This window comes from Nocardia sp. CNY236 (genome assembly GCF_000482385.1).
Lineage (GTDB): Bacteria > Actinomycetota > Actinomycetes > Mycobacteriales > Mycobacteriaceae > Nocardia.
Genome location: NZ_AXVD01000021.1, coordinates 50,315 through 69,140, shown reverse-complemented (window position 1 = coordinate 69,140; position 18,826 = coordinate 50,315). Strand labels below are relative to the sequence as shown.

Below are 18,826 nucleotides of genomic sequence, written 5' to 3'. Positions count from 1 at the left end.
GAGGGTCTCACCCGGCGGGACTCAGCGGATGCCCGATCCCGTGCTGTCCATCGGCACACGTCAACGGCTGGGGGCGAGTGAGCGCAAACGGTGCCGTCCGCCAGCGAGCATCGACGACCAATCCGATGAGGCCCACCACGAGACACACACCCGACAGGACCAGCATCGCAGGATGCGTCGCCCCGGTGAGGGCATCGCCGAGAACGACTGTGCCGATCGTGCCGGGAAGGACGCCGAGCAGGGTGGAGATCAGATACGGCCAGAACCGGATCGAGGACAATCCGGCGCAGTAGTTGATCACCGAGAACGGTACCGGCGCGATCAGCCGTAGCGAGCCGACCGCCAACCAACCTCTGCGTGCGAGGCGCGCATCGATGGCCTGCACCATGGGATGGGTGAGCCGAGCGGCGACTCGGTCGCGGTCGAGCACGCGGACCAGTAGGATCGCCAATGCCGCGCTCACGGTTGTTGCGCTCACTGCGAGCATGATGCCCAGCGACGGCCCGAACAGTAGACCCGCGCTGACCGTGAACACGGTGCGGGGTACGGGTGCAACCGTTGCCAGCGCGTGGACCAGGAAGAACAGCAGTGGCAACAGCGAGCCGACCGTCGTTGCCCACTGTTGGATCAGCTGTGGGCCGGGCAGCGGAAGCAGTAGTGCGGCGCCCACCAGTGCGGCCGCGCCGGCGAGCAGCGCGACGATTCGCAGGGTGCGGATCAGCGTGGTCACCGCGACAGGTTACTCGTCGGTAGCGGCGGGGAGGGGCAGGCAGCCTGGAATTCGCCGGATACCATCGGTGCAAGCGGGACGAATACCCACCGACCGAGGCAATTGCCGAGCTGGGTGAACGCGTGGGCTGTCGGGTGCACAAAGGCGGTGTGCCCGGGTCGAGGAAGAGGTACAGCAGGCTATGCCGATTGCTTCAGATCCCGGGACGGATCCGGTGCCCGACCTCGCCGCATGGCGTAAGGGCATTGTGGGGGTGCTGGCCAAGGCGCACCGGATCGACGCCGCCGACCCTCCGGCACAGCCGGAACGACTGCTCGAGCAGACAACCTACGACGGATTGACGATCGCTGCGCTCTACACCCGGCGGGACGAACTGCCCGAGCAGCCGCTGCCCGGGACATTTCCCTTCGTCCGCGGGCGTGACGCCACCCGGGACGTCCATCGAGGGTGGCTCGTGGGCGCCTCGATCGCTGAACACGAGGCTGCTGTGGCCAACCAGCAGATACTGGATGGTCTGGAGAATGGCGCCAGCGCTATCCGGCTCACGGTTGGAGCCGATGGCGTATCGGTCGTGGATCTGCCGGCGGCGCTCACCGGCCTGCTGTTCGAGCTGGCTCCGCTGACTCTGGAGGCGGGCACGGTCGTGGTCGATGCGGCCTCGCAAGTGTTCGATGTGCTCGACGGCTACTCGGTTCCTACTCGCGCCGACATTCGGATAGGTCTCGGTGCCGCGCCGTTGACCAGCCGATTCACGGGTCTGGCCGACGTCGGTCTGGCCGAGACGGTCACGCTCGCCGAGCGGTCGGCGCGCCGGTCCGAGACGGTCCGCTCGATCACCGTGGACGGGACCGTGTTCCACAATGCGGGCGCCGCCGATGCGCAAGAGTTGGGCGCGACCGTGGCGGCCGGGTTGGCCTATCTCCGTTCGTTGACCGAGAACCTGACCATCACCGATGCGTTCGAGCAATTGGAATTCCGATTCGCCGCTACCGACGACCAGTTCGCCACCGTCGCGAAGTTTCGCGCTGCCAGGCAACTCTGGGCGCGCGTCGCGCAGGTGTGCGGCGTTCCGGAATCCGGTGGTGCACCGCAACACGCGGTCACCTCGGCCGCCATGATGAGCCAACGCGATCCGTGGGTGAACATGCTGCGGACGACGCTCGCCGCGTTCGGCGCCGGTGTCGGCGGCGCCGACACGGTGACGGTATTGCCGTTCGACACCGCATTGCCCGCCGGCGAGCTCGGCGTCTCGACGTCGTTTTCGGAACGGATTGCCCGCAACGTCCAACTGCTGCTGCTCGAGGAGTCGCACGTGGGCCACGTGCGGGATCCTGGCGCCGGCTCGTGGCACGTCGAGCAGCTCACCGCAGCGCTGGCGGCGAAGGCCTGGGAGTTCCTGCAGGAAATCGAAGCGGCTGGCGGCTACCTCGCGGCGCTCGAGTCCGGATTGCTCGCCGAGCGCATCGCCGCCACCCACACTGCGCGGCAGGCCGACATCGCACACCGCAAGACCGCTGTGACCGGGGTGACCGAATTCCCGAACTTGGCCGAGCAGCCGCTGTCGGCGGCCGCGTGGCAGGCGAGTCGCGGATCGCGCTACGGCGCGGCTTTCGAGCAGCTGCGAAATCGCTCCGATGCCTATCTCGGCGAACACGGCGCGCGGCCACGGGCGCTGCTGGTGCCGCTGGGTCCAGTCGCCGAACACAATACTCGGGTGACGTTTGCGGCGAATCTTCTGGCCTCGGGGGGGATCGAATCGGTCGATCCCGGTCCGCTGGAGGTGAGCGCGATTGCCGAGGCAGCCACGGACGCCGGCGCGCCCATCGCCGTGTTGTGCGGGGCGCAGGCGCGTTACCAGGATGAAGCCGGCGCGGCCGTGCAGCAGCTGCGCGCCGCCGGCGTGTCGACGGTGCTGTTGGTCGGCGCCGCGAACGACGTCGCAGACCTCGACGAGCCGCAGCGTCCCGACGGGTTCCTCGCTGCGCGCATCGACGCGGTCGCCATGTTGTCGGACTTGCTGGAGAAGGTGGGAGCCTGATGACGACGCGGCAGAGCAACCAGGTGATCGGCAGTTTCGCCGAGGTGCCGCTCGCGGGTCCCACTCCGGAGCCCGCTGCCGGCGACGCCGCCACGTATACCCGGGCGGTCGCGACTGCCAATGGGTATGCCCCCGAGCAGTTGGTGTGGTCGACGCCCGAAGGCATCGACGTTGCGCCGGTTTTCACCAAGGCCGACCGAGATGCCATTGCGGCCGAGGGGTATCCGCTCGACAGTGTGCCAGGTGTCGCGCCGTTCGTGCGCGGGCCGTACCCGACGATGTATGTCAACCAGCCCTGGACCATTCGTCAATACGCCGGCTTCTCCACCGCCGCCGACTCCAACGCGTTCTACCGGCGCAATCTGCAGGCAGGTCAGAAGGGCCTGTCGGTGGCATTCGATCTTGCGACCCACCGCGGCTATGACTCCGACCACCCCCGCGTGCGGGGCGACGTCGGTATGGCCGGTGTAGCCATCGACTCGATCTTGGACATGCGTCAGTTGTTCGACCATATTCCACTGGATCAGGTCAGCGTATCGATGACGATGAACGGTGCGGTACTGCCCATCCTGGCCCTGTACGTCGTCGCCGCCGAAGAGCAGGGGGTGAAGCCCGAACAGCTGGCCGGAACCATTCAGAACGATATTCTGAAAGAGTTCATGGTCCGTAACACCTACATCTACCCACCTGAGCCGTCGATGCGGATCATCTCGGATATCTTCGCCTACACCAGTGCGAAGATGCCGAAGTTCAACTCGATCTCCATCTCCGGATACCACATTCAGGAGGCGGGCGCGACAGCCGACTTGGAGTTGGCCTACACCCTCGCCGACGGCGTCGAATACATCCGCGCCGGCCTCGACGCCGGCATGGGGGTGGACGATTTCGCACCCCGATTGTCGTTCTTCTGGGGAATCGGCATGAACTTCTTCATGGAGGTGGCCAAGCTGCGTGCTGGGCGTCTGCTGTGGAGCGAGTTGGTCGCAAACTTCAACCCGAACAGTGCCAAATCATTGTCCTTGCGGACGCATTCGCAGACCTCGGGGTGGTCGCTCACCGCCCAGGACGTCTACAACAATGTCGCGCGTACCTGCGTCGAGGCCATGGCTGCTACGCAGGGGCACACCCAGTCGTTGCACACCAACGCCCTCGACGAAGCCTTGGCGTTGCCGACCGATTTCTCCGCGCGTATCGCCCGCAATACGCAGCTGCTGATCCAGCAGGAGTCGGGCACCACCCGCCCGATCGATCCCTGGGGCGGTTCGTACTACGTCGAGTGGCTGACCCATCGGCTGGCCGACCGCGCTCGCGCGCACATTGCCGAAGTCGAAGCACACGGCGGTATGGCGCAGGCGATCGGCGAGGGCATTCCGAAGCTGCGCATCGAAGAGGCCGCTGCGCGTGCTCAGGCGCGAATCGACACCGGTCAGCAGCCGATGATCGGTGTCAACAAGTATCGAGTCGACGAGGACCAACAGGTCGAGGTCCTCAAGGTGGACAATTCTCGAGTGCGCGCAGAGCAGATCGAGAAACTGCGTCGGCTGCGGGCCGGTCGAGATGCCGCGGCCGTGGAGCGTGCCTTGCGCGCGTTGACCGCGTCGGCCGAGTCGTCTGGTGGTGGCATGGCCACCAACCTGCTGGCGCTTGCCATCGACGCCGCGCGGGCCAAGGCCACCGTCGGTGAGATCTCCGACGCCCTGGAGCGGGCGTTCGGCCGCCATCAGGCCGAAATCCGTACTCTGTCCGGTGTGTACCGTGACGAGGCAGGCAAAGTCACCAGTATCACCGAAGCGAGTGCACTGGTCGACGAATTCGCCGAGCTGGAAGGCCGCCGGCCACGTATCCTCGTTGCGAAGATGGGGCAGGATGGTCATGATCGAGGGCAAAAGGTGATCGCCACGGCGTTCGCGGACCTCGGTTTCGACGTCGATGTGGGTCCGTTGTTCCAGACACCCGAAGAGGTGGCGCGGCAAGCTGCCGACAACGACGTCCATGTCGTGGGCGTGTCCTCACTGGCGGCCGGTCATCTCACGCTGGTTCCGGCCCTGCGTCAGGCGCTGGCCGACGTCGGGCGTCCCGACATCATGGTGGTCGTGGGTGGCGTCGTTCCGCCGGGCGACTTCGACGAGCTCTACCGTGCGGGTGCGGCGGCGATCTTCCCGCCCGGAACCGTCATCGCCGAGGCCGCAATCGACCTGTTGACCAAGCTCGGCGCCGAACTCGGGCACGAACTCGGTTCTGGCGCCGTGGAACGAACCGTAGCGGAATGAGCGGGGCGAACTCGGCGGCGCGAGACGCCGCGCAGGCGTCGGCGCGTCGAATCATCGACGTCGATGCGCTCGCCGCGGCGGTCCGGGCCGATGATCGAGCTGCGCTGGCTCGTGCGATCACACTGGTGGAGTCGACCCGGGTCGACCATCGGGCGCTGGCGCAGCAGTTGTTGCTGCGGTTGGCGGCGCAGCCGAGCGGTTCCCCGGCCGAGCCACCGTCGAATCGGGTCGGAATCACCGGTGTTCCCGGCGTAGGCAAGTCGACCTTCATCGATGCGCTCGGTATGTATTTGATCGGCAAAGGCCACCGGGTCGCGGTGCTGGCCGTCGATCCGTCATCGACTCGGACCGGCGGTTCCATCCTCGGTGACAAGACCCGAATGGCGCGCCTTGCGATCGAGCGCAACGCCTACATTCGCCCGTCACCCACTGCGGGCACGCTCGGCGGCGTCGCCACGGCGACACGAGAGACGATCGTATTGCTCGAAGCAGCCGGCTACGACGTCATTCTGGTGGAGACGGTCGGCGTGGGACAGTCCGAGGTCACGGTGGCGAACATGGTCGACGTGTTCTGCTTTCTCACCTTGGCCCGCACCGGTGATCAGCTGCAGGGCATCAAGAAGGGCGTGCTGGAACTCGCCGATGTGGTGGCGGTGAACAAGGCCGACGGTGAGCACGAGGTCGAAGCCAAGGCCGCGGCCCGAGATCTCGCCGGCGCTTTGCGCCTGATCACACCGCCCGACGCCCGGTGGCGTCCGCCGGTGCTGACCATGAGCGGTTTGCATGGGATCGGCCTGGAACGGTTTTGGGACACCGTGCTCGAGCACCGTCGCGTGCTCACCGACGCCGGGGAGTTCACCGATCGGCGTCGGCGGCAGCAGGTCGAATGGACGTGGGCCATGGTGCATGATCGATTGCTGCGGCGGCTCGCGAACAACCCCGAGGTGAAGGCTGTTCGCGCGCACGTGGAACAGCGAGTGCGCGAGGGAACGCTGACCGCCTCGCTCGCCGCCGACGAACTGCTACGAGCCTTCGACGGTCGTTGAGCTGCGACCCAGCGAGCTTGCGGGATCAGCGACACCGAACAGGGTCGCCGCATTGCGATAGCACACCTGGCGCAGCCAATCCTCGCCGAGATCGAGGTGCTCGAGTACCTGGATCGAATGTTCGTACGGGTAAGGAATATTGGGGAAGTCGCTGCCGAACACGATGCGATCGGCGAGGGCTCGGAGCCTGCTGCGCTCGTGCACCGGGAAGGGGGCGTAGGCCTCGGTGAAGTCGGTCCACACCATCGTGGTATCGAGCCGCACTTCGGCGGATTTTTCGGCCAGATCGAGGAATGCGCTGTATTCGGGCACACCCATGTGCGCGATGATCAGCGACAGTCGCGGGAAACGCCGCAATAGTCGGGCAATCGGTTCCGGTCCGGTATAGGTCCCGGGTGCAGGACCCGAACCGCAGTGGATCACTACAGGAATCTGCGCGTCCTCGAGCAGGCCCCAGACCGGGTCCAGCAGTGGGTCACCCGGGTCGTAGTCGCCGACCTGAACATGCGCCTTGAAGACACGGGCGCCGCGTTCGATGGCCGTCGCGACATCATCGGCGGCGCGTCCCTCGGGGAAGAACGTCGCGGTGTGGAGGCAATCCGGTGTGCGTGCAGCGAAATCGGCGGTCCATTCGTTGAGCCACGCCGCCATGTCCGGCTTGTGCGGATACGCGAGTGCAGTGAATGCACGAACGCCGAAGCCGCGCACAGTGTCCAAGCGGACCTGCTCATCGTTGCGATAGGTGATCGACATAGGGCGGACCAATGGCCCGGCCGCGTCGAAGTAGGCCCATACTTTCCGCAGTACCCGTTCGGGCATGAAATGCGTATGCACGTCGATGATTCCAGGCAGCCCCAGCCGGGCGCGGAATGCCGACAAGTAGCCGGTGTCGTCGATACGGCTCACAAGACCTCCTCGAGCGCGGGCGGGTGAGCTGCGCGCGCAAAATCGCCGACTCGAGCCACCAGCCGGTCGAGGACCAGCTCCGGGTCGGTGCCGACGACGATGTCGGCGTTGGGTTCACGACCCCACATGCCCGTCCAGTCGGCGACTGTGGTCGCGCGGGTGATCGCGCCGGTCAACTCCACGTCCACTGTGGCAGGGCGGGTGCGAGCCAGCGACGGATCCAGCGCCACAGCGGCCGCGAACGGATCGTGCATGTGTGCGAGATAGCCCTGGTTACAGCTGTGGTGGAAGTCGAAGTAGAACCGCACGGCATCGGTGAGCGACCGCACGATCGGGTTGCTGGTGGTCGAGCGAGTTTCGGGCGGTATAGCCGACGAGACGAGTTCCACCGGAGAACTCTGTGCGCGCACGGCCAGGCGCGCCACATGCTCCGGCCGCATCTCGACGGTCTCGGTGATGTCCAGCGCGCACACGATCGGCCGGAGGTGCGCAGGTGTCGTGCTGAACGCGTCGAAGACTTCTTTGGCGGCCTCCGGGTCGACGTGTATGTTCCACTCGTTGGTCGGCGTCGTATTGCCCGGGTGGTTGAATGCGCCACCCATGATCACCAAACGCTGCAGTAGGCGGGGCAGTTCGGGTTCGGTCCGCACAGCGAGCGCGAGGTTGGTCAATGGGCCGGTACACAGACCGATGATCTCGCCCGGGTGCGCACGCGCTCGCTCGACCCACATCTGCGCCGCCGAGCGCTGCGAAGGCCGGCGGGTGGTCGTGGGCAGTTCGGCGTATCCGATGCCTCGTGGTCCGTGTGTGTCTTCGGTGGTACGCAGCGGGACCGCGAGTGGCTCGGCCGCACCGATCGCAACCTCGATCTCCGGTGCATGGCAGATTTCCAACCACCCGAGATTGTTCGCCGCCACTTGCGCTGCCGGCACGTTTCCCGCCGTGGCGGCGATCCCCGTGAGTTCGGCTTCCGGGCTGGCGAGTACATACAGCAGAGCGAAGGAATCGTCGATACCGGTATCGATATCCATGATGATCCGCTGCCGCATAGCGTGAGACTAGCGAGCCGGAGTAGGCCCACTGCGCTCGGGTGTTGCCAGCGGGAGTGTGTCAGTGTGTGGACAGTGGCCAAGCAGGTCGATCCGCGCCGTAGTCCGGCGCCGGCCACGCGTAGTCCGGATACTCCGCCAGGACCGGCGCGGCGGTGACGACTCGTCCGTGCCGGACCACCTCCGCCGAGCTCGGCATCGTGGCCTCGGGGTGCTGCGGGGTACGGTGCGGCGCGTCGAGCAGCCACGACGCGGTACGCGCCAGCGCGACGCGCACGTCCCGCCCCACGCCGTCGTCGCTGCGTGCGACGAGGGCATCGATCACCCCGGCAGCCAGCAGATACCCCGACGCGTGGTCGAGTGCTTGTGCCGGCAAGGCCCCGGGGACAGCGGGTGCACCTTCCAGGATCGCGATCCCCGACGCGGCTTGCACGATGCTGTCGAAACCGCGCCGCCCGCCCCAGGGACCGGTGTCTCCCCACGCAGACACTCGCCCGTGAACCAGGCCAGGACGACTCGCGCCGTGTACGCCTGCCCGTTCCAGCGCGCCTGGGCGGTATCCAGTGATCAGAACATCGGCCGTGGAGATCAATTCATCGATCCGATGGGTACGCAGATCCACGAGCGTGGACCGTTTGCCCTGACAGGTGTCGGCATACTGCCACGAAATCTCGGGCAACTGCGGCGGATCGAGCCGCAACACATCGGCGCCGAGCAGCGCCAGCGTCCGCGTCGCGACAGGTCCTGCGATCACTCGCGTCAGGTCCAGCACGCGGTAGCCGGCCAGTGGTTGCAGTGGCGCCGCACCCCAGGGCAATCCGGGCTCACAACGATCGGAGCGCGGCGTGATCGCCACCGGGGGGCCTTCCGCGGCCGCGCGTCCTTGCGGGCTGGCGGCCCATTCGGCCTCGGTGCGGACGCGCACGGCGATAGCGCCGTGTGCGGCGGCGCGACTTTCCAGATCCTCGGCGCGAAGCATGGCCATCTGCGTTACGGCGAGATCCACGGGCGCAGACTCCGGCATGCCGAGGGCGGCGAACAGCCGGGTGCGGTGATGCGGATAGTTGGCATGGGTGCGTACCCATCCATCGAACGTGGGGAAGAATCCGGACAGGTCGGCGAAGGCCTTGGGCGTCTGGCCGTCGATGCGGATCAAGCGGTCGCTGGTGAACGCCGCGGTGATGCGCCTCGGGTCGATACGATGGGCCACCGGGTCCAGGCCCCGCACCGCCCGCATCCGGTTCGCCGCGGCCGACAACGCCGCAACCGACCCGGCAGCCAACGACCAAACCGGTAGTGTCGCAGCGAGATTGCCACCAGGATCGGGCCCAGGCGCCACAGTCGAGGCGGTGACACCGATACCGGCCTCGTAGTCGTGGACGAGCCGTGCATGCGTGTTCACTCGCTTCAGCGTACTTGCTACACCGAAGAAGTCGCGTCGTGTGACCGATCTGTCTGCGCGACTGTGTCACACATGATGGTGATGACATGTGAACTGCCGCATACCGTGTGGTGTCGCACTCGACAGTGGCTGGCGACTTCGAGTGCGGTCAGGACGGTACGTCGAGTTGGGCACCGCAGACCCGGTCGCGCCGCCGCAGCCGGGCCCAGCCGATCCACGAGATCACCACCAGTGCGGCGGCCAGCGCACGGGCCAGCCCGAGGGCGTGCTCGGGGTAGAGCACACCGGTGATGTAGTGGTCGATGAACCCGCTCGACGGTAGCGGCGCCTCGCCCGCGCGATCGTGTGCCCAGTTCTCCAGATGTGTGAGCGGGCAATCCAACCCGACCACGATGCTGGCCGATCCCCAGCAGACCGCCAGGACGTGCAGCCAGATCGTGCGGGGCAGGCGCCACGACACGAACCCGCCGACCACGACGTAGCCCACGAAGGCGAAATGCGTGGCGGCGACCGCGTCGGCCAGCAGCCGGTAGAGCACGTCACCAGGGTAGCGCGCGGCGCCGGGTGATATCTCGTCGTACGTGTGGCAGCCGCCTACCACGGGGCGGGCTGGTAGTCCTTGAGGAAGCAGCCGAAAAGATCGATACCGCTCTCACCTTGCACGATCGGGTCGTATACTCGCGCGGCCCCGTCGACCAGGTCCAGTGGCGCGTGAAAGCCCTCCTCGGCGAGACGGACCTTGGTGTAATGGGGGCGTTCGTCGGTGATCCATCCGGTGTCGACTGCGGTCATCAGGATGTGATCGCGATCGAACATTTCTCGGGCGCTGGTGCGAGTCAACATGTTCAGCGCCGCCTTGGCCATGTTGGTGTGCGGATGGCCAGGACCCTTGTAGCCACGAGCGAACTGCCCTTCCATGGCGGACACGTTCACGATGTAGGTCCGGCGAGCGGCCGAAGCTGCCAGCGCCGGGCGTAGCCGCGATATCAGGATGAACGGCGCGACCGAGTTGCACAACTGCACTTCGAGCAGTTCGGTGGGATCCACCTCCGCCACGGTCTGGACCCAGCTGTTGGTATGCGCGAGATCGGGTATCAAACCGCCGGCGTCGATCGCCATGCCGCGCGACACACGATCCGGCGTCGCGGATCCGGCGACGAGAGCCAGTTCGGCGACTTCGGCGGCCGACAGCCCAGGGGAGAGCGAGGCGGTCAGCGCAGTGGGGTGCGCCTGGGTGGTCTTGCCGAAGCGCACGACCCGAGGCAAGGTGCCGGCGGGCAGCGGCCCGGCTTCGGCCTCGACCAGTGCACTGTAGGCGTCCGGGGAGCGGCGCACCGTCTGGGCGGCATTGTTGATCAGGATGTCCAAAGGGCCCTGGGCTGCGACGTCGTCGGCCAGCGCGACTACTCGAGCGGGATCGCGCAGGTCGATGCCGACGATGCGCAACCGGTGCAGCCACTGGGCGCTGTCGTCCATCGCGGTGAATCGCCGGATGGCGTCATTGGGAAAACGGGTTGTGATCGTGGTGTGCGCGCCATCCCTGAGCAGTCGCACAGCGATGTACATGCCGATCTTGGCGCGGCCACCGGTGAGCAGCGCTCGGCGGCCGGTCAGGTCTGTCCCAGCGTCCCGTTTGACGTGGTTGCGCGCCGCGCAGTCCGGGCACAACTGATGGTAGAAGGCGTCGACTCGGGTATAGCGTTGTTTGCAGATATAGCAGGGACGTGCACGCAACAACGTGCCCGCGCTCGCGCCGGTCGCTGTCGAACTGATCGGGATGCCCGCGGTCTCGTCGTCGATCCGTTTCGGCGAACCGGTTGCGGTGGCCGCCACCACTGCCCGGTCGGCGGCTGCGACTGCTGATCGGGCGGCCGATCGGCGCCGCCGTTTGAGCTGCTTGAACATGTGCCCGACCGCACGTTGTACGGTGACCGAGTCGGGATGATCTTTGTCCAGCGTGCCGGCCTGCTCCAAGACCCGCAGACAGGTCTCGAGGTCCTCGGGATCGATCATGCTTTCGGCCATCGCGACGGGGGGCATCCTTCTGAGCTGGACAATCGGCCGACCCATTGTCGCAGACCCGCACGGTGAGCAACCCTGCGGTCACCGATGACCGGGTAGCGGCTCGGTTCACCCGCTGCGTGGTGTGATCGCCGCGTGGTCGGCGCGCAGATCGTCGATGAAATTGGCGATCGTCTCGGCGACCAGCAGAGGTTCGGTGACCGGTAGCCAGTGGTCGGCTGGAACCGCATGCCGCCACACCTGGTCGACCCACCGGGCCGAGACGGTGTAGACCGCGGCCGGGACGAACGGGTCGGTGGTGTCCACCAGCAGTTGCACCGGGACCGCAGTACGCCGAACACGTGGTTTGCCGAGATGGTGCACCAGGTTGGCCTGGACGATACGTGCGCCTGCGATGAGATCGGTGCGCCACGTCCGCGCAATTCGCGCCGGTACCGGCACGACGTTGCCGGGCCGCAGCGCCAGCAGGCTGCGCAGACGTGGTGAGTAGAACCTGCGGGCCATCGGACCGAGCGCGAGGACGCCATGGGCCGCACTCCACCACCGATCCAGACCGGCGAATCCGCGGCGAGCTCGTGGGGTGAGCGCGCGTAGCCACAGGCCGAAGTGGTCGAGGTTCGGTCCGGACAGCGCAGTGAACGACGCGAATCGGGTCGTGGCCCGGGGATCGCAGACCGCCTCCCACAGCTGCACCGCGCCCCAGCCGTGGCCGCACGTGTGTACCGGACGCTCCGGGCTGGCGGCATCGATCACCGTGAAGAAGTCCTCGGCCAACTGGTCGAGCCGATATCCGAGCAGCTCGCGTGCGGGCGCCGAGCCGCCATGCCCGCGCACGTCGTAGGCGATGACTCGAAAACCGTCGGCCAGCAAGGCCGCGACCGTGGTCCACACGCGGTGGGTGTCGGTGAGGCCGTGTACCAGCACCAGAGGCTCCGCGCCGGGGTCGCCCCATTCGAGAACAGCGATGTCGGCACCCTTCCTTTGCACCGTCCAGGTGCGGTCGGGTCGGGGGGTGTCGGTGGTATCGAGCTTTTCGGTCATGTCCCCGCCTCGTTCGTTGCGTGCGTTCGGGTTCGACGGGACGTCGCGTCGCGCACAACGGCAACGTCGCGCACAACGGCAACACTGTGTCGGTACGGACAGTACGAAGAATCCGCCACCGAAGGGAGAGGTGAAGCATCGAATATGACGCAGCTCACGACTAGCGGAGTGCAGGTCGTGACCCGAACCGCGGTGCGGTGTGGACGAGGTCGAGAGTTCGGACTTGTTGACAGTTCGCCAATAGAAATTCGACAATGGAGCCGCAGGACTTCGGCGTGACGCAGGTAGAGGACAGGGCAATGGCGGACAGTGCAACGGCGCACGCAGCATGGAGTGACACCGAGGTCGAAGCGGTGCGTGACTTGGCTCGGACATTCTTCGACCACGACGTGGTTCCCTACGAGGAAAAGTTCGTCGCCCAGGGCCACCCCGATCGGGCGCTCTACTGTCGCGCGGGCGAACTCGGATTGCTGTGTCCGGCGATCGCAACAGAATACGGGGGCGGCGGAGGCACCTTCGCGCACGAGGCGGCGATCATCGAGGAGCAGGTGCGCGCCGGCGATGCATCGCTGGGTATCGCCGTGCACAGCTCGATCGTCGCCCCGTATCTCGCTCGGTTCGGCTCCGAGGAGCTCAAGCGGCGCGTGCTGCCGCGGGTTGTCAGCGGTGAGATCGTCTTGTCGATCGGCATGACCGAACCGAGCACGGGATCGGACCTGCAGAACATCAGCACCCGAGCGGTCCGTGAGGGTGACGAGTATCTGATCACCGGGTCGAAAATCTTCATCACCAACGGGTGGTTGTGCGACGGCATCATCATTGCCGCCAAGACCGACTCGTCCAAAGGGGCAGCGGGCATCTCGCTGATCTATGCCGACGTGAACGACGACACCCCGGGCTTCGCCCGTGGTCGCATCTTGAACAAGATCGGTGGCAAAGCCGGGGACACCGCCGAACTGTTCTTCGACGGTCTGCGGGTGCCGGCGTCGAACCTGCTCGGGGAAGCCGAGGGGCAGGGTTTCGTGCAGATGATGCAGCTGCTTGCGCAGGAGCGGCTGGTGACCGCGATCGTCGCGGTCGCCATGATGGAGAAGGCGGTGCAGCTCACCGTCGACTACACGAAAGGCCGAATGGCATTCGGCAAACCGCTGTTCGCCATGCAGAACACCAAGTTCGAACTCGCGGAGTGTGCGACCATCGCGCGCGTTTCCCGCACTTTTCTCGACGAGTGCATCAGCGGGCACTTGCGGGGCGCACTGGATGTTCCCACGGCCGCGATGTCGAAATACTGGTTGACAGATCAGTTGGGTATCGTGGTCGACCGCTGCCTGCAATTGTTCGGCGGCTACGGCTACATGACGGAGTACCCGATTTCTCAGATCTATACCGGCGCGCGCGTTCTGCGAATCCTCGCCGGCAGCAACGAGGTGATGAAGGATCTCATTGCCCGGTCTCTCTGATGTCGACCGGACGGCCGCAGGTGCGGACGCCGCCGCGCCACGCCGTCGTCGGCTCGAACCCGACGAGCGGCGAGCGCAGATACTCGGCTGCGCGATCGATATGTTCGGTGAGCGGCCCTATGCGGCGGTCTCCACCGCCGAATTGGCGCAGCGGGCAGGTGTGGCCCGCGGACTGATCAACCACTACTTCGGCAACAAGCGTGACCTCTACCTGGCCGTAGTGCGCAGGATGGTGACCCTGCCCAGGGCAGACGAGATGATGGTTCCGACCGGAACCGAGCGTGAACGTGTCGATGCCAGCGTGCGGTGGTTGCTCGATACCATCGCCGAGCACGGCAGTACGTGGGTGAAAGTGACCAGCCACGAGGGCGTCGGTGACGATCCGGAGGTGCAGCAGATCCTCGACGCGGCCGACGATGCCGCCGCCGACCGTCTGTTGTTGATGGTAGGTCTCGCCGATTCGGCGCACAGCGCAGAACTGCGTGCCATGGTGCGTGCCTACGGCGGGCTGGTCAAAGTCGCGGGCCGCGAGTGGATCACCCGTGGCACACTCACCCGCGCGCAGGTGCACACATTGTTGTGCGACATGCTGTTGACTTTGGTCACTCGGTCACTGCCGACAGTGGACCGTGGTCAGCGCACTCGGGGGCTGCCCCTGGATGTACCCGCCGACCGTCTGTGATCCGAGGCCCGCGTGGCGAAGTCGCCCCACCAGCGACCGAACGCCGATCTCCGGGTCGAGAAAACACCGTGACCGGGCAGGTGTGTTGCTGGTGAATCCTGCCCCTAGGGCTGGACCCCTCGCCGTGTGCGGGTCGCGGCTCGTCGCGTCTGATCGGTATCGCGAGACGGCTGTACTCGTTTCGGCTCGCCGGGCATCTTCGGGTACTGCGGTGGCCATGGGGCATCCATGAGGCCCGCCGCCAGATCTTGCTGCGACATCTCCAGCAACGGCGTGATCGATTGTGGCGTGCGTCCGGCCCACGGATCACCGAATGCGGCGTACCGGGTGGGCACCGTAGCGATGGTCAACTCCTCTGGGACGATCGAATCCAGATCGGACCAGGTGATCGGTGTCGACACCCGCGCACTCGGCGTCGGGCGGACACACCAAGCGCCGAAAACCGTCTTGTGCGGTGCGTTCTGATTGAAGTCGACGAATACCCGGCTGCCGCGTTGCTCTTTCCACCATTGAGCGGTGATGTCGTTCGGATACCTGCGCTCCAATTCACGAGCCAGCGCCACGGCGGCAGCACGGACCTGATAGCCGTCCCACCGCGGCGCCAGCGTGGCGTAGAGGTGCAACCCGCGCGAGCCCGAAGTCTTGATGTGCGATTCGATGCCGAGTTCGGCGCACAGATCTCTGGTACGCACTGCGGTGCGTGCGACATCGGTGAACGTCGTGCCGGGGGAAGGATCGAGGTCGATGCGTAGTTCATCGGTGATATCGAGGTCGTCTGCACGATTGGGCCACACGTGGAATCCGAGGCACCCTTGGTTCACCGCCCACAGAATGTGAGCGAGATCGTGGGCGACGAGCGCGGCGCTCGTCGTGCCGTTGGGCGTGCGAACCTCCACCGTGCGCAGCCAGCCCGGAGCGGACTTCGGTATGCGCTTTTGAAACCATGATTTCCCTGTTGCGCCGTCGGGATGGCGTTCCAGCAGCAGTGGCCGCCCACCGACTACGTTCAACAACGGTTGTGCGATCGTCTGGTAGTACCGCACCAGATCGAGCTTCGTCTCGCCACGTTCGGCGAAATACACCTTGTCCGGATTGCTGATCGTCATGGTCGTGGTGCCATCGACCTCGATCTCGACCGGCGCGCTCATCGTGTCGAACCTCGGCCGAACACCGTGCTCAGTTCTGCCGGTGCCACGACGTCGAGTTGACCGAACGTGCACGACGCCGGGGTGCGGTCGGACCGGAAACGCACCAGGCGCCCGCCGTGGCGTAATCTGCCCGACTGCACGTGCTCGTAGCGGATTTCGGCCACCAGTTCCGGTCGCAGTGCCTGCCAGGACAGATCTTTTCCGCCGGTCCAGCGGCTCACTGCACCGGGCATGGCGCCGCCGTCCGTCGCGGTCCCGGCGGCGTCGGCCCAGTCCCGCCACGGATGGTTGTCGAGCGCGTTGTCCCGCAGTGGCGCCAAGGTTTGCACGAGTTCCGCACGGCGCGCAGCCGTGAAACTACTGGCCACCCCGACATGGTGCAGGTGGCCCGCGTCGTCGAACAGCCCGAGCAGCAGCGATCCGACACCTGCGCCATCCTTGTGCCATCGGAAGCCTGCCACCACACAGTCGGCGGTGCGTTCGTGTTTGACTTTGAGCATGACTCGCTTGCCTTGGCAGTAGGCCAGGTCGTCGGACTTGACCATGATGCCGTCGAACCCCGCGCCTTCGAACCGAGTGAACCAGTCCTGTGCGACCGCTGGGTCGCGGGTGATCGGGGTGAGATGGACGCGCGCAAGCGCAGTATCGAGCGTCGTTTCCAGCACGTGCCGGCGCGTGGTGAACGGCTCGGCGGTCAGATCCCGGTCGCCGAGCGCCAGCACGTCGAAGGCGACGAAACTCGCCGGTGTCTGCACCGAGAGCTTGGCGATCCGAGACGCAGCCGGGTGCAGGCGGTGCTGCAGGACATCGAAGTCCAGGCCGCGCTCGGTGACCACCACGATCTCGCCGTCGAGCACGCAGCGCCGCGGCAGTGCCGGTAACAGCCGCTCGGCAACTTCGGGAAAGTATCTGGTCAGCGGGCGGTCATTGCGGGAGCCGAGTTGAACCTCGGCGCCATCGCGAAACACGACGCACCGAAACCCGTCCCATTTCGGCTCATAACTCAGTCTCGGCCCGCGCGGTACCGTGCGGGCCGACTTGGCCAGCATGGGCCGGACTGGCGGCATCACGGGCAAGTCCACATGACCTCCTCGAGTTCGATCCGTATGCAGACCGACGCGCGGATGCCCCGCGAGCGTGGCTTCAGCTCGATCGTAGGCGCTGCGCCCTCGATGATGTCGTGGACGTCGCCGGTCAGTTCTCCAGCCAGCCGTGCTGGTCGGCGAACGTCGTGAGTCGGTCGCGGATGGTAATGATCTCGCCCGCGGTCAGGGCGGGGCTCGCATCCAGCAGCAGTTCGGTGATCAATCGCTTGTGCTCGGCGACGGTGAGCGGTCCCGAACTCGATTTGTCTTTGCCCTTGTGGCGGACAGGCGGTACGGACTGTCCGCCGACGATACCGAGATTGACGGCCTTGGGTCCGCGGTCACCTTCGGTGACATCGAATTCGAACACCCGGCCCTGACGCAACTCGTCCTCGTCCAGTCCGACGTCGTTGACGTGGACGAACACATCCGGTCCACCGTCCTCCGGACGAATGAATCCAAATCCCCTGGAACTGTCGAAAGACACCAATTTACCGATGGACACCAACACCCGCTCCTCATCGCCGTGGCTACTCGGCCACTCTAGCCGCCGGTTTCCCCGGTGTCGGAGGAAGCGCCGTTTGCCACGGATCGAAAACGGCGCCGCAGCTGCACCGGAGGTCAGCCGCGTTCCAGAGACAATCCTGCGTCGCGCCAGGCGACGATGCCCCCGGCCAAGCTGGTGGCATCGTATCCCGCACGTCGTGCACGCGCAGCGAACCGCGACGACAACTCGCCCACCGGACAGACGAAGACCACCGGCCGCGACCGAGGAAACGGCACACCGTGGTCGAACATATCATCGAGCAGTTCGTCCGGGATGTTCACCGCGCCGGGCACGTGCCCGATCCGATAGGCCATCGCGCCTCGGGTGTCCACGATGGTGGGCCGATCGGTTCGGTCCAGATCGGCGAGTTGCTCCGGGGTCACGGTCGGGACCTCGGACAACTCGTCGGCCCCCGACCCGAGGTCGCCGCCGGTGTGGCCGGACAGGTCCGGCCGGCGCTTTTTGACATACGATACGTACGGCTCGAGGCGGTCGCAGACGATGAACACCGCGACGACCGGATCGTTGCGGCGGCGGGCCGCCGCGGGGAGAGATCCCAGGGCTTTGAGAGCCGCGGAATAGCTCGCGCCGCTCGTCGGCCCGGCGAGAATGCCATAGCCGGCCGCCAGTCGGAGGGTTGCATCCACGGCTTCGCTGGCGGTGACGGTGACGATCTGGTCGTAGAAGTCGGGCTGGAACAGTCCGACCTCCCACATCTCTGCCTCGGATCGAATACCTGGTATGAAATCCGATCGTTCGGATACCACTGCGATGGTGTGTAATTCAGAGTTGTGTCGACGCAGGTAGGTGGCTGCGCCGCGGGTGGCGCCGCTGGTGCCGAGCCCGCCGATCAAATAGTCGACCGTTGTGATGCCATCGGTGGCGAGGTCGTCATGGATTTCGCGGCCGGTGCCGTGATAGTGCGTTTCGATGTTCTTGCTGTTGGTGTACTGCGACAGGTGATGAAACCTGTTGGGTTGCTGCGCCATACTCGCCTCGATCACCGTGTAGACGTCGTTCGGCGTGGTCGGGTCCGGACATTCGGATAGACCGGGCAGCTCGATGATCTCGGTTCCGAGCAGGTGCAGCAATTCGCGGACCTCGGCCACTTTGATTCGGTTTGTCACCGCGCGTAAACCGATGCCGTATACCTCGCCCAGAACTCGCAGCGCCTTGGCGGTGTTCCCGCTCGATGCCTCGATGAGAGTCCGTCCGGTCGACCGGATTTCGTCGAGTTCGTCGCGGATCAGGCCCCACGCCAGCCGATCCTTGACCGAGCCGAACGGGTTGTGCGACTCCAGTTTTGCAAACAGCGCGACATTGTCCAGCCCATGCACACGGGGGTCGAGTCGCAGCAAGGGCGTATTGCCGATGAGTTCGGTGATGTGGTCGTAGCGCAT

The 18,826-nt window shown here is 65.9% G+C and carries 16 protein-coding genes; 5 read left to right on the top strand and 11 right to left on the bottom strand.

Annotated features, from left to right (window positions below; all coding sequences use genetic code 11):
• Positions 1-7 precede the first annotated feature (7 nt).
• Positions 8-730 carry a TVP38/TMEM64 family protein gene (locus tag K940_RS28285; protein ID WP_081706351.1) on the bottom strand — a complete coding sequence of 241 codons (723 nt, stop codon included), beginning with the start codon at positions 728-730 and terminating at the stop codon, positions 8-10.
• A 181-nt stretch (positions 731-911) separates the two neighbouring features.
• On the opposite strand from K940_RS28285, the gene K940_RS0113785 reads away from it, so the two are divergent.
• From K940_RS0113785 to meaB, 3 genes are read left to right on the top strand one after another with little or no spacing between them, the layout of a single operon-like run.
• Positions 912-2,768 (top strand): methylmalonyl-CoA mutase family protein, encoded by a 1,857-nt coding sequence (locus K940_RS0113785; protein ID WP_028478029.1) that lies wholly within the window; start codon positions 912-914, stop codon positions 2,766-2,768.
• Positions 2,768-5,038, top strand: a complete 2,271-nt coding sequence (gene scpA, locus K940_RS0113780; protein WP_028478028.1) for a methylmalonyl-CoA mutase — start codon at positions 2,768-2,770, stop codon at positions 5,036-5,038. The genes K940_RS0113785 and scpA overlap by 1 nt, the downstream gene beginning before the upstream one ends.
• Positions 5,035-6,084 (top strand): methylmalonyl Co-A mutase-associated GTPase MeaB, encoded by a 1,050-nt coding sequence (gene meaB, locus K940_RS0113775; protein ID WP_051407173.1) that lies wholly within the window; start codon positions 5,035-5,037, stop codon positions 6,082-6,084. The genes scpA and meaB overlap by 4 nt, the downstream gene beginning before the upstream one ends.
• Here the strand turns inward: meaB and K940_RS28280 are convergent.
• The 6 genes from K940_RS28280 to K940_RS0113745 form a co-directional block, all read right to left on the bottom strand.
• Positions 6,061-6,990, bottom strand: a complete 930-nt coding sequence (locus K940_RS28280) for an amidohydrolase family protein (protein WP_051407172.1) — start codon at positions 6,988-6,990, stop codon at positions 6,061-6,063. The two genes, meaB and K940_RS28280, sit on opposite strands and share 24 nt — an antisense overlap.
• On the bottom strand, positions 6,987-8,039 hold the full coding sequence (locus tag K940_RS0113765) for a nucleoside hydrolase (protein ID WP_028478026.1): 1,053 nt from the start codon (positions 8,037-8,039) through the stop codon (positions 6,987-6,989). The genes K940_RS28280 and K940_RS0113765 overlap by 4 nt, the downstream gene beginning before the upstream one ends.
• Positions 8,040-8,100: 61 nt before the next feature.
• Entirely contained in the window at positions 8,101-9,441 is a 1,341-nt protein-coding gene (locus tag K940_RS0113760) for a CoA transferase (protein WP_028478025.1), read from the bottom strand.
• Between the two features lie 148 nt (positions 9,442-9,589).
• Positions 9,590-9,979, bottom strand: a complete 390-nt coding sequence (locus tag K940_RS0113755) for a DUF2784 domain-containing protein (protein WP_028478024.1) — start codon at positions 9,977-9,979, stop codon at positions 9,590-9,592.
• Positions 9,980-10,035: 56 nt separating this feature from the next.
• Positions 10,036-11,466: an SDR family NAD(P)-dependent oxidoreductase gene (locus tag K940_RS0113750; protein WP_028478023.1), complete on the bottom strand. Its 1,431-nt coding sequence runs from the start codon at positions 11,464-11,466 to the stop codon at positions 10,036-10,038.
• A 105-nt stretch (positions 11,467-11,571) separates the two neighbouring features.
• Complete coding sequence (locus K940_RS0113745; RefSeq protein ID WP_028478022.1) at positions 11,572-12,504, bottom strand: alpha/beta fold hydrolase; 933 nt, start codon at positions 12,502-12,504, stop codon at positions 11,572-11,574.
• 299 nt (positions 12,505-12,803) lie between these two features.
• On the opposite strand from K940_RS0113745, the gene K940_RS0113740 reads away from it, so the two are divergent.
• Both K940_RS0113740 and K940_RS28275 read left to right on the top strand, forming a co-directional pair.
• Positions 12,804-13,964 (top strand): acyl-CoA dehydrogenase family protein, encoded by a 1,161-nt coding sequence (locus tag K940_RS0113740; protein ID WP_028478021.1) that lies wholly within the window; start codon positions 12,804-12,806, stop codon positions 13,962-13,964.
• Positions 13,948-14,646 carry a TetR/AcrR family transcriptional regulator gene (locus K940_RS28275; RefSeq protein WP_051407171.1) on the top strand — a complete coding sequence of 233 codons (699 nt, stop codon included), beginning with the start codon at positions 13,948-13,950 and terminating at the stop codon, positions 14,644-14,646. The genes K940_RS0113740 and K940_RS28275 overlap by 17 nt, the downstream gene beginning before the upstream one ends.
• A 104-nt stretch (positions 14,647-14,750) precedes the next feature.
• Here K940_RS28275 and ligD read toward each other — a convergent pair whose 3' ends face one another.
• From ligD to K940_RS0113715, 4 genes are all read right to left on the bottom strand, one after another.
• Positions 14,751-15,794: a non-homologous end-joining DNA ligase gene (gene ligD / locus K940_RS28270; RefSeq protein ID WP_051407170.1), complete on the bottom strand. Its 1,044-nt coding sequence runs from the start codon at positions 15,792-15,794 to the stop codon at positions 14,751-14,753.
• The gene (locus K940_RS0113725; protein WP_028478020.1) at positions 15,791-16,876 is read right to left on the bottom strand and encodes an ATP-dependent DNA ligase; all 1,086 of its coding nucleotides are present in this window, start codon (positions 16,874-16,876) and stop codon (positions 15,791-15,793) included. The genes ligD and K940_RS0113725 overlap by 4 nt, the downstream gene beginning before the upstream one ends.
• Before the next feature lie 112 nt (positions 16,877-16,988).
• Positions 16,989-17,390 (bottom strand): cold shock domain-containing protein, encoded by a 402-nt coding sequence (locus tag K940_RS0113720; RefSeq protein WP_028478019.1) that lies wholly within the window; start codon positions 17,388-17,390, stop codon positions 16,989-16,991.
• Positions 17,391-17,500: 110 nt separating this feature from the next.
• The gene (locus K940_RS0113715) at positions 17,501-18,826 is read right to left on the bottom strand and encodes a pyridoxal-phosphate dependent enzyme (RefSeq protein ID WP_028478018.1); all 1,326 of its coding nucleotides are present in this window, start codon (positions 18,824-18,826) and stop codon (positions 17,501-17,503) included.

What these genes read in the sequence shown, in the direction of transcription:
- K940_RS0113785 (WP_028478029.1), top strand. Translation starts at nt 912, where the DNA reads ATGCCGATTGCTTCAGATCCCGGGACGGATCCGGTGCCCGACCTCGCC.
- scpA (WP_028478028.1), top strand. Translation starts at nt 2,768, where the DNA reads ATGACGACGCGGCAGAGCAACCAGGTGATCGGCAGTTTCGCCGAGGTG.
- meaB (WP_051407173.1), top strand. Translation starts at nt 5,035, where the DNA reads ATGAGCGGGGCGAACTCGGCGGCGCGAGACGCCGCGCAGGCGTCGGCG.
- K940_RS0113765 (WP_028478026.1), bottom strand. Translation starts at nt 8,039, where the DNA reads ATGCGGCAGCGGATCATCATGGATATCGATACCGGTATCGACGATTCC.
- K940_RS0113750 (WP_028478023.1), bottom strand. Translation starts at nt 11,466, where the DNA reads ATGGCCGAAAGCATGATCGATCCCGAGGACCTCGAGACCTGTCTGCGG.
- K940_RS0113745 (WP_028478022.1), bottom strand. Translation starts at nt 12,504, where the DNA reads ATGACCGAAAAGCTCGATACCACCGACACCCCCCGACCCGACCGCACC.
- K940_RS0113740 (WP_028478021.1), top strand. Translation starts at nt 12,804, where the DNA reads ATGGCGGACAGTGCAACGGCGCACGCAGCATGGAGTGACACCGAGGTC.
- ligD (WP_051407170.1), bottom strand. Translation starts at nt 15,794, where the DNA reads ATGAGCGCGCCGGTCGAGATCGAGGTCGATGGCACCACGACCATGACG.
- K940_RS0113715 (WP_028478018.1), bottom strand. Translation starts at nt 18,826, where the DNA reads ATGCGCTACGACCACATCACCGAACTCATCGGCAATACGCCCTTGCTG.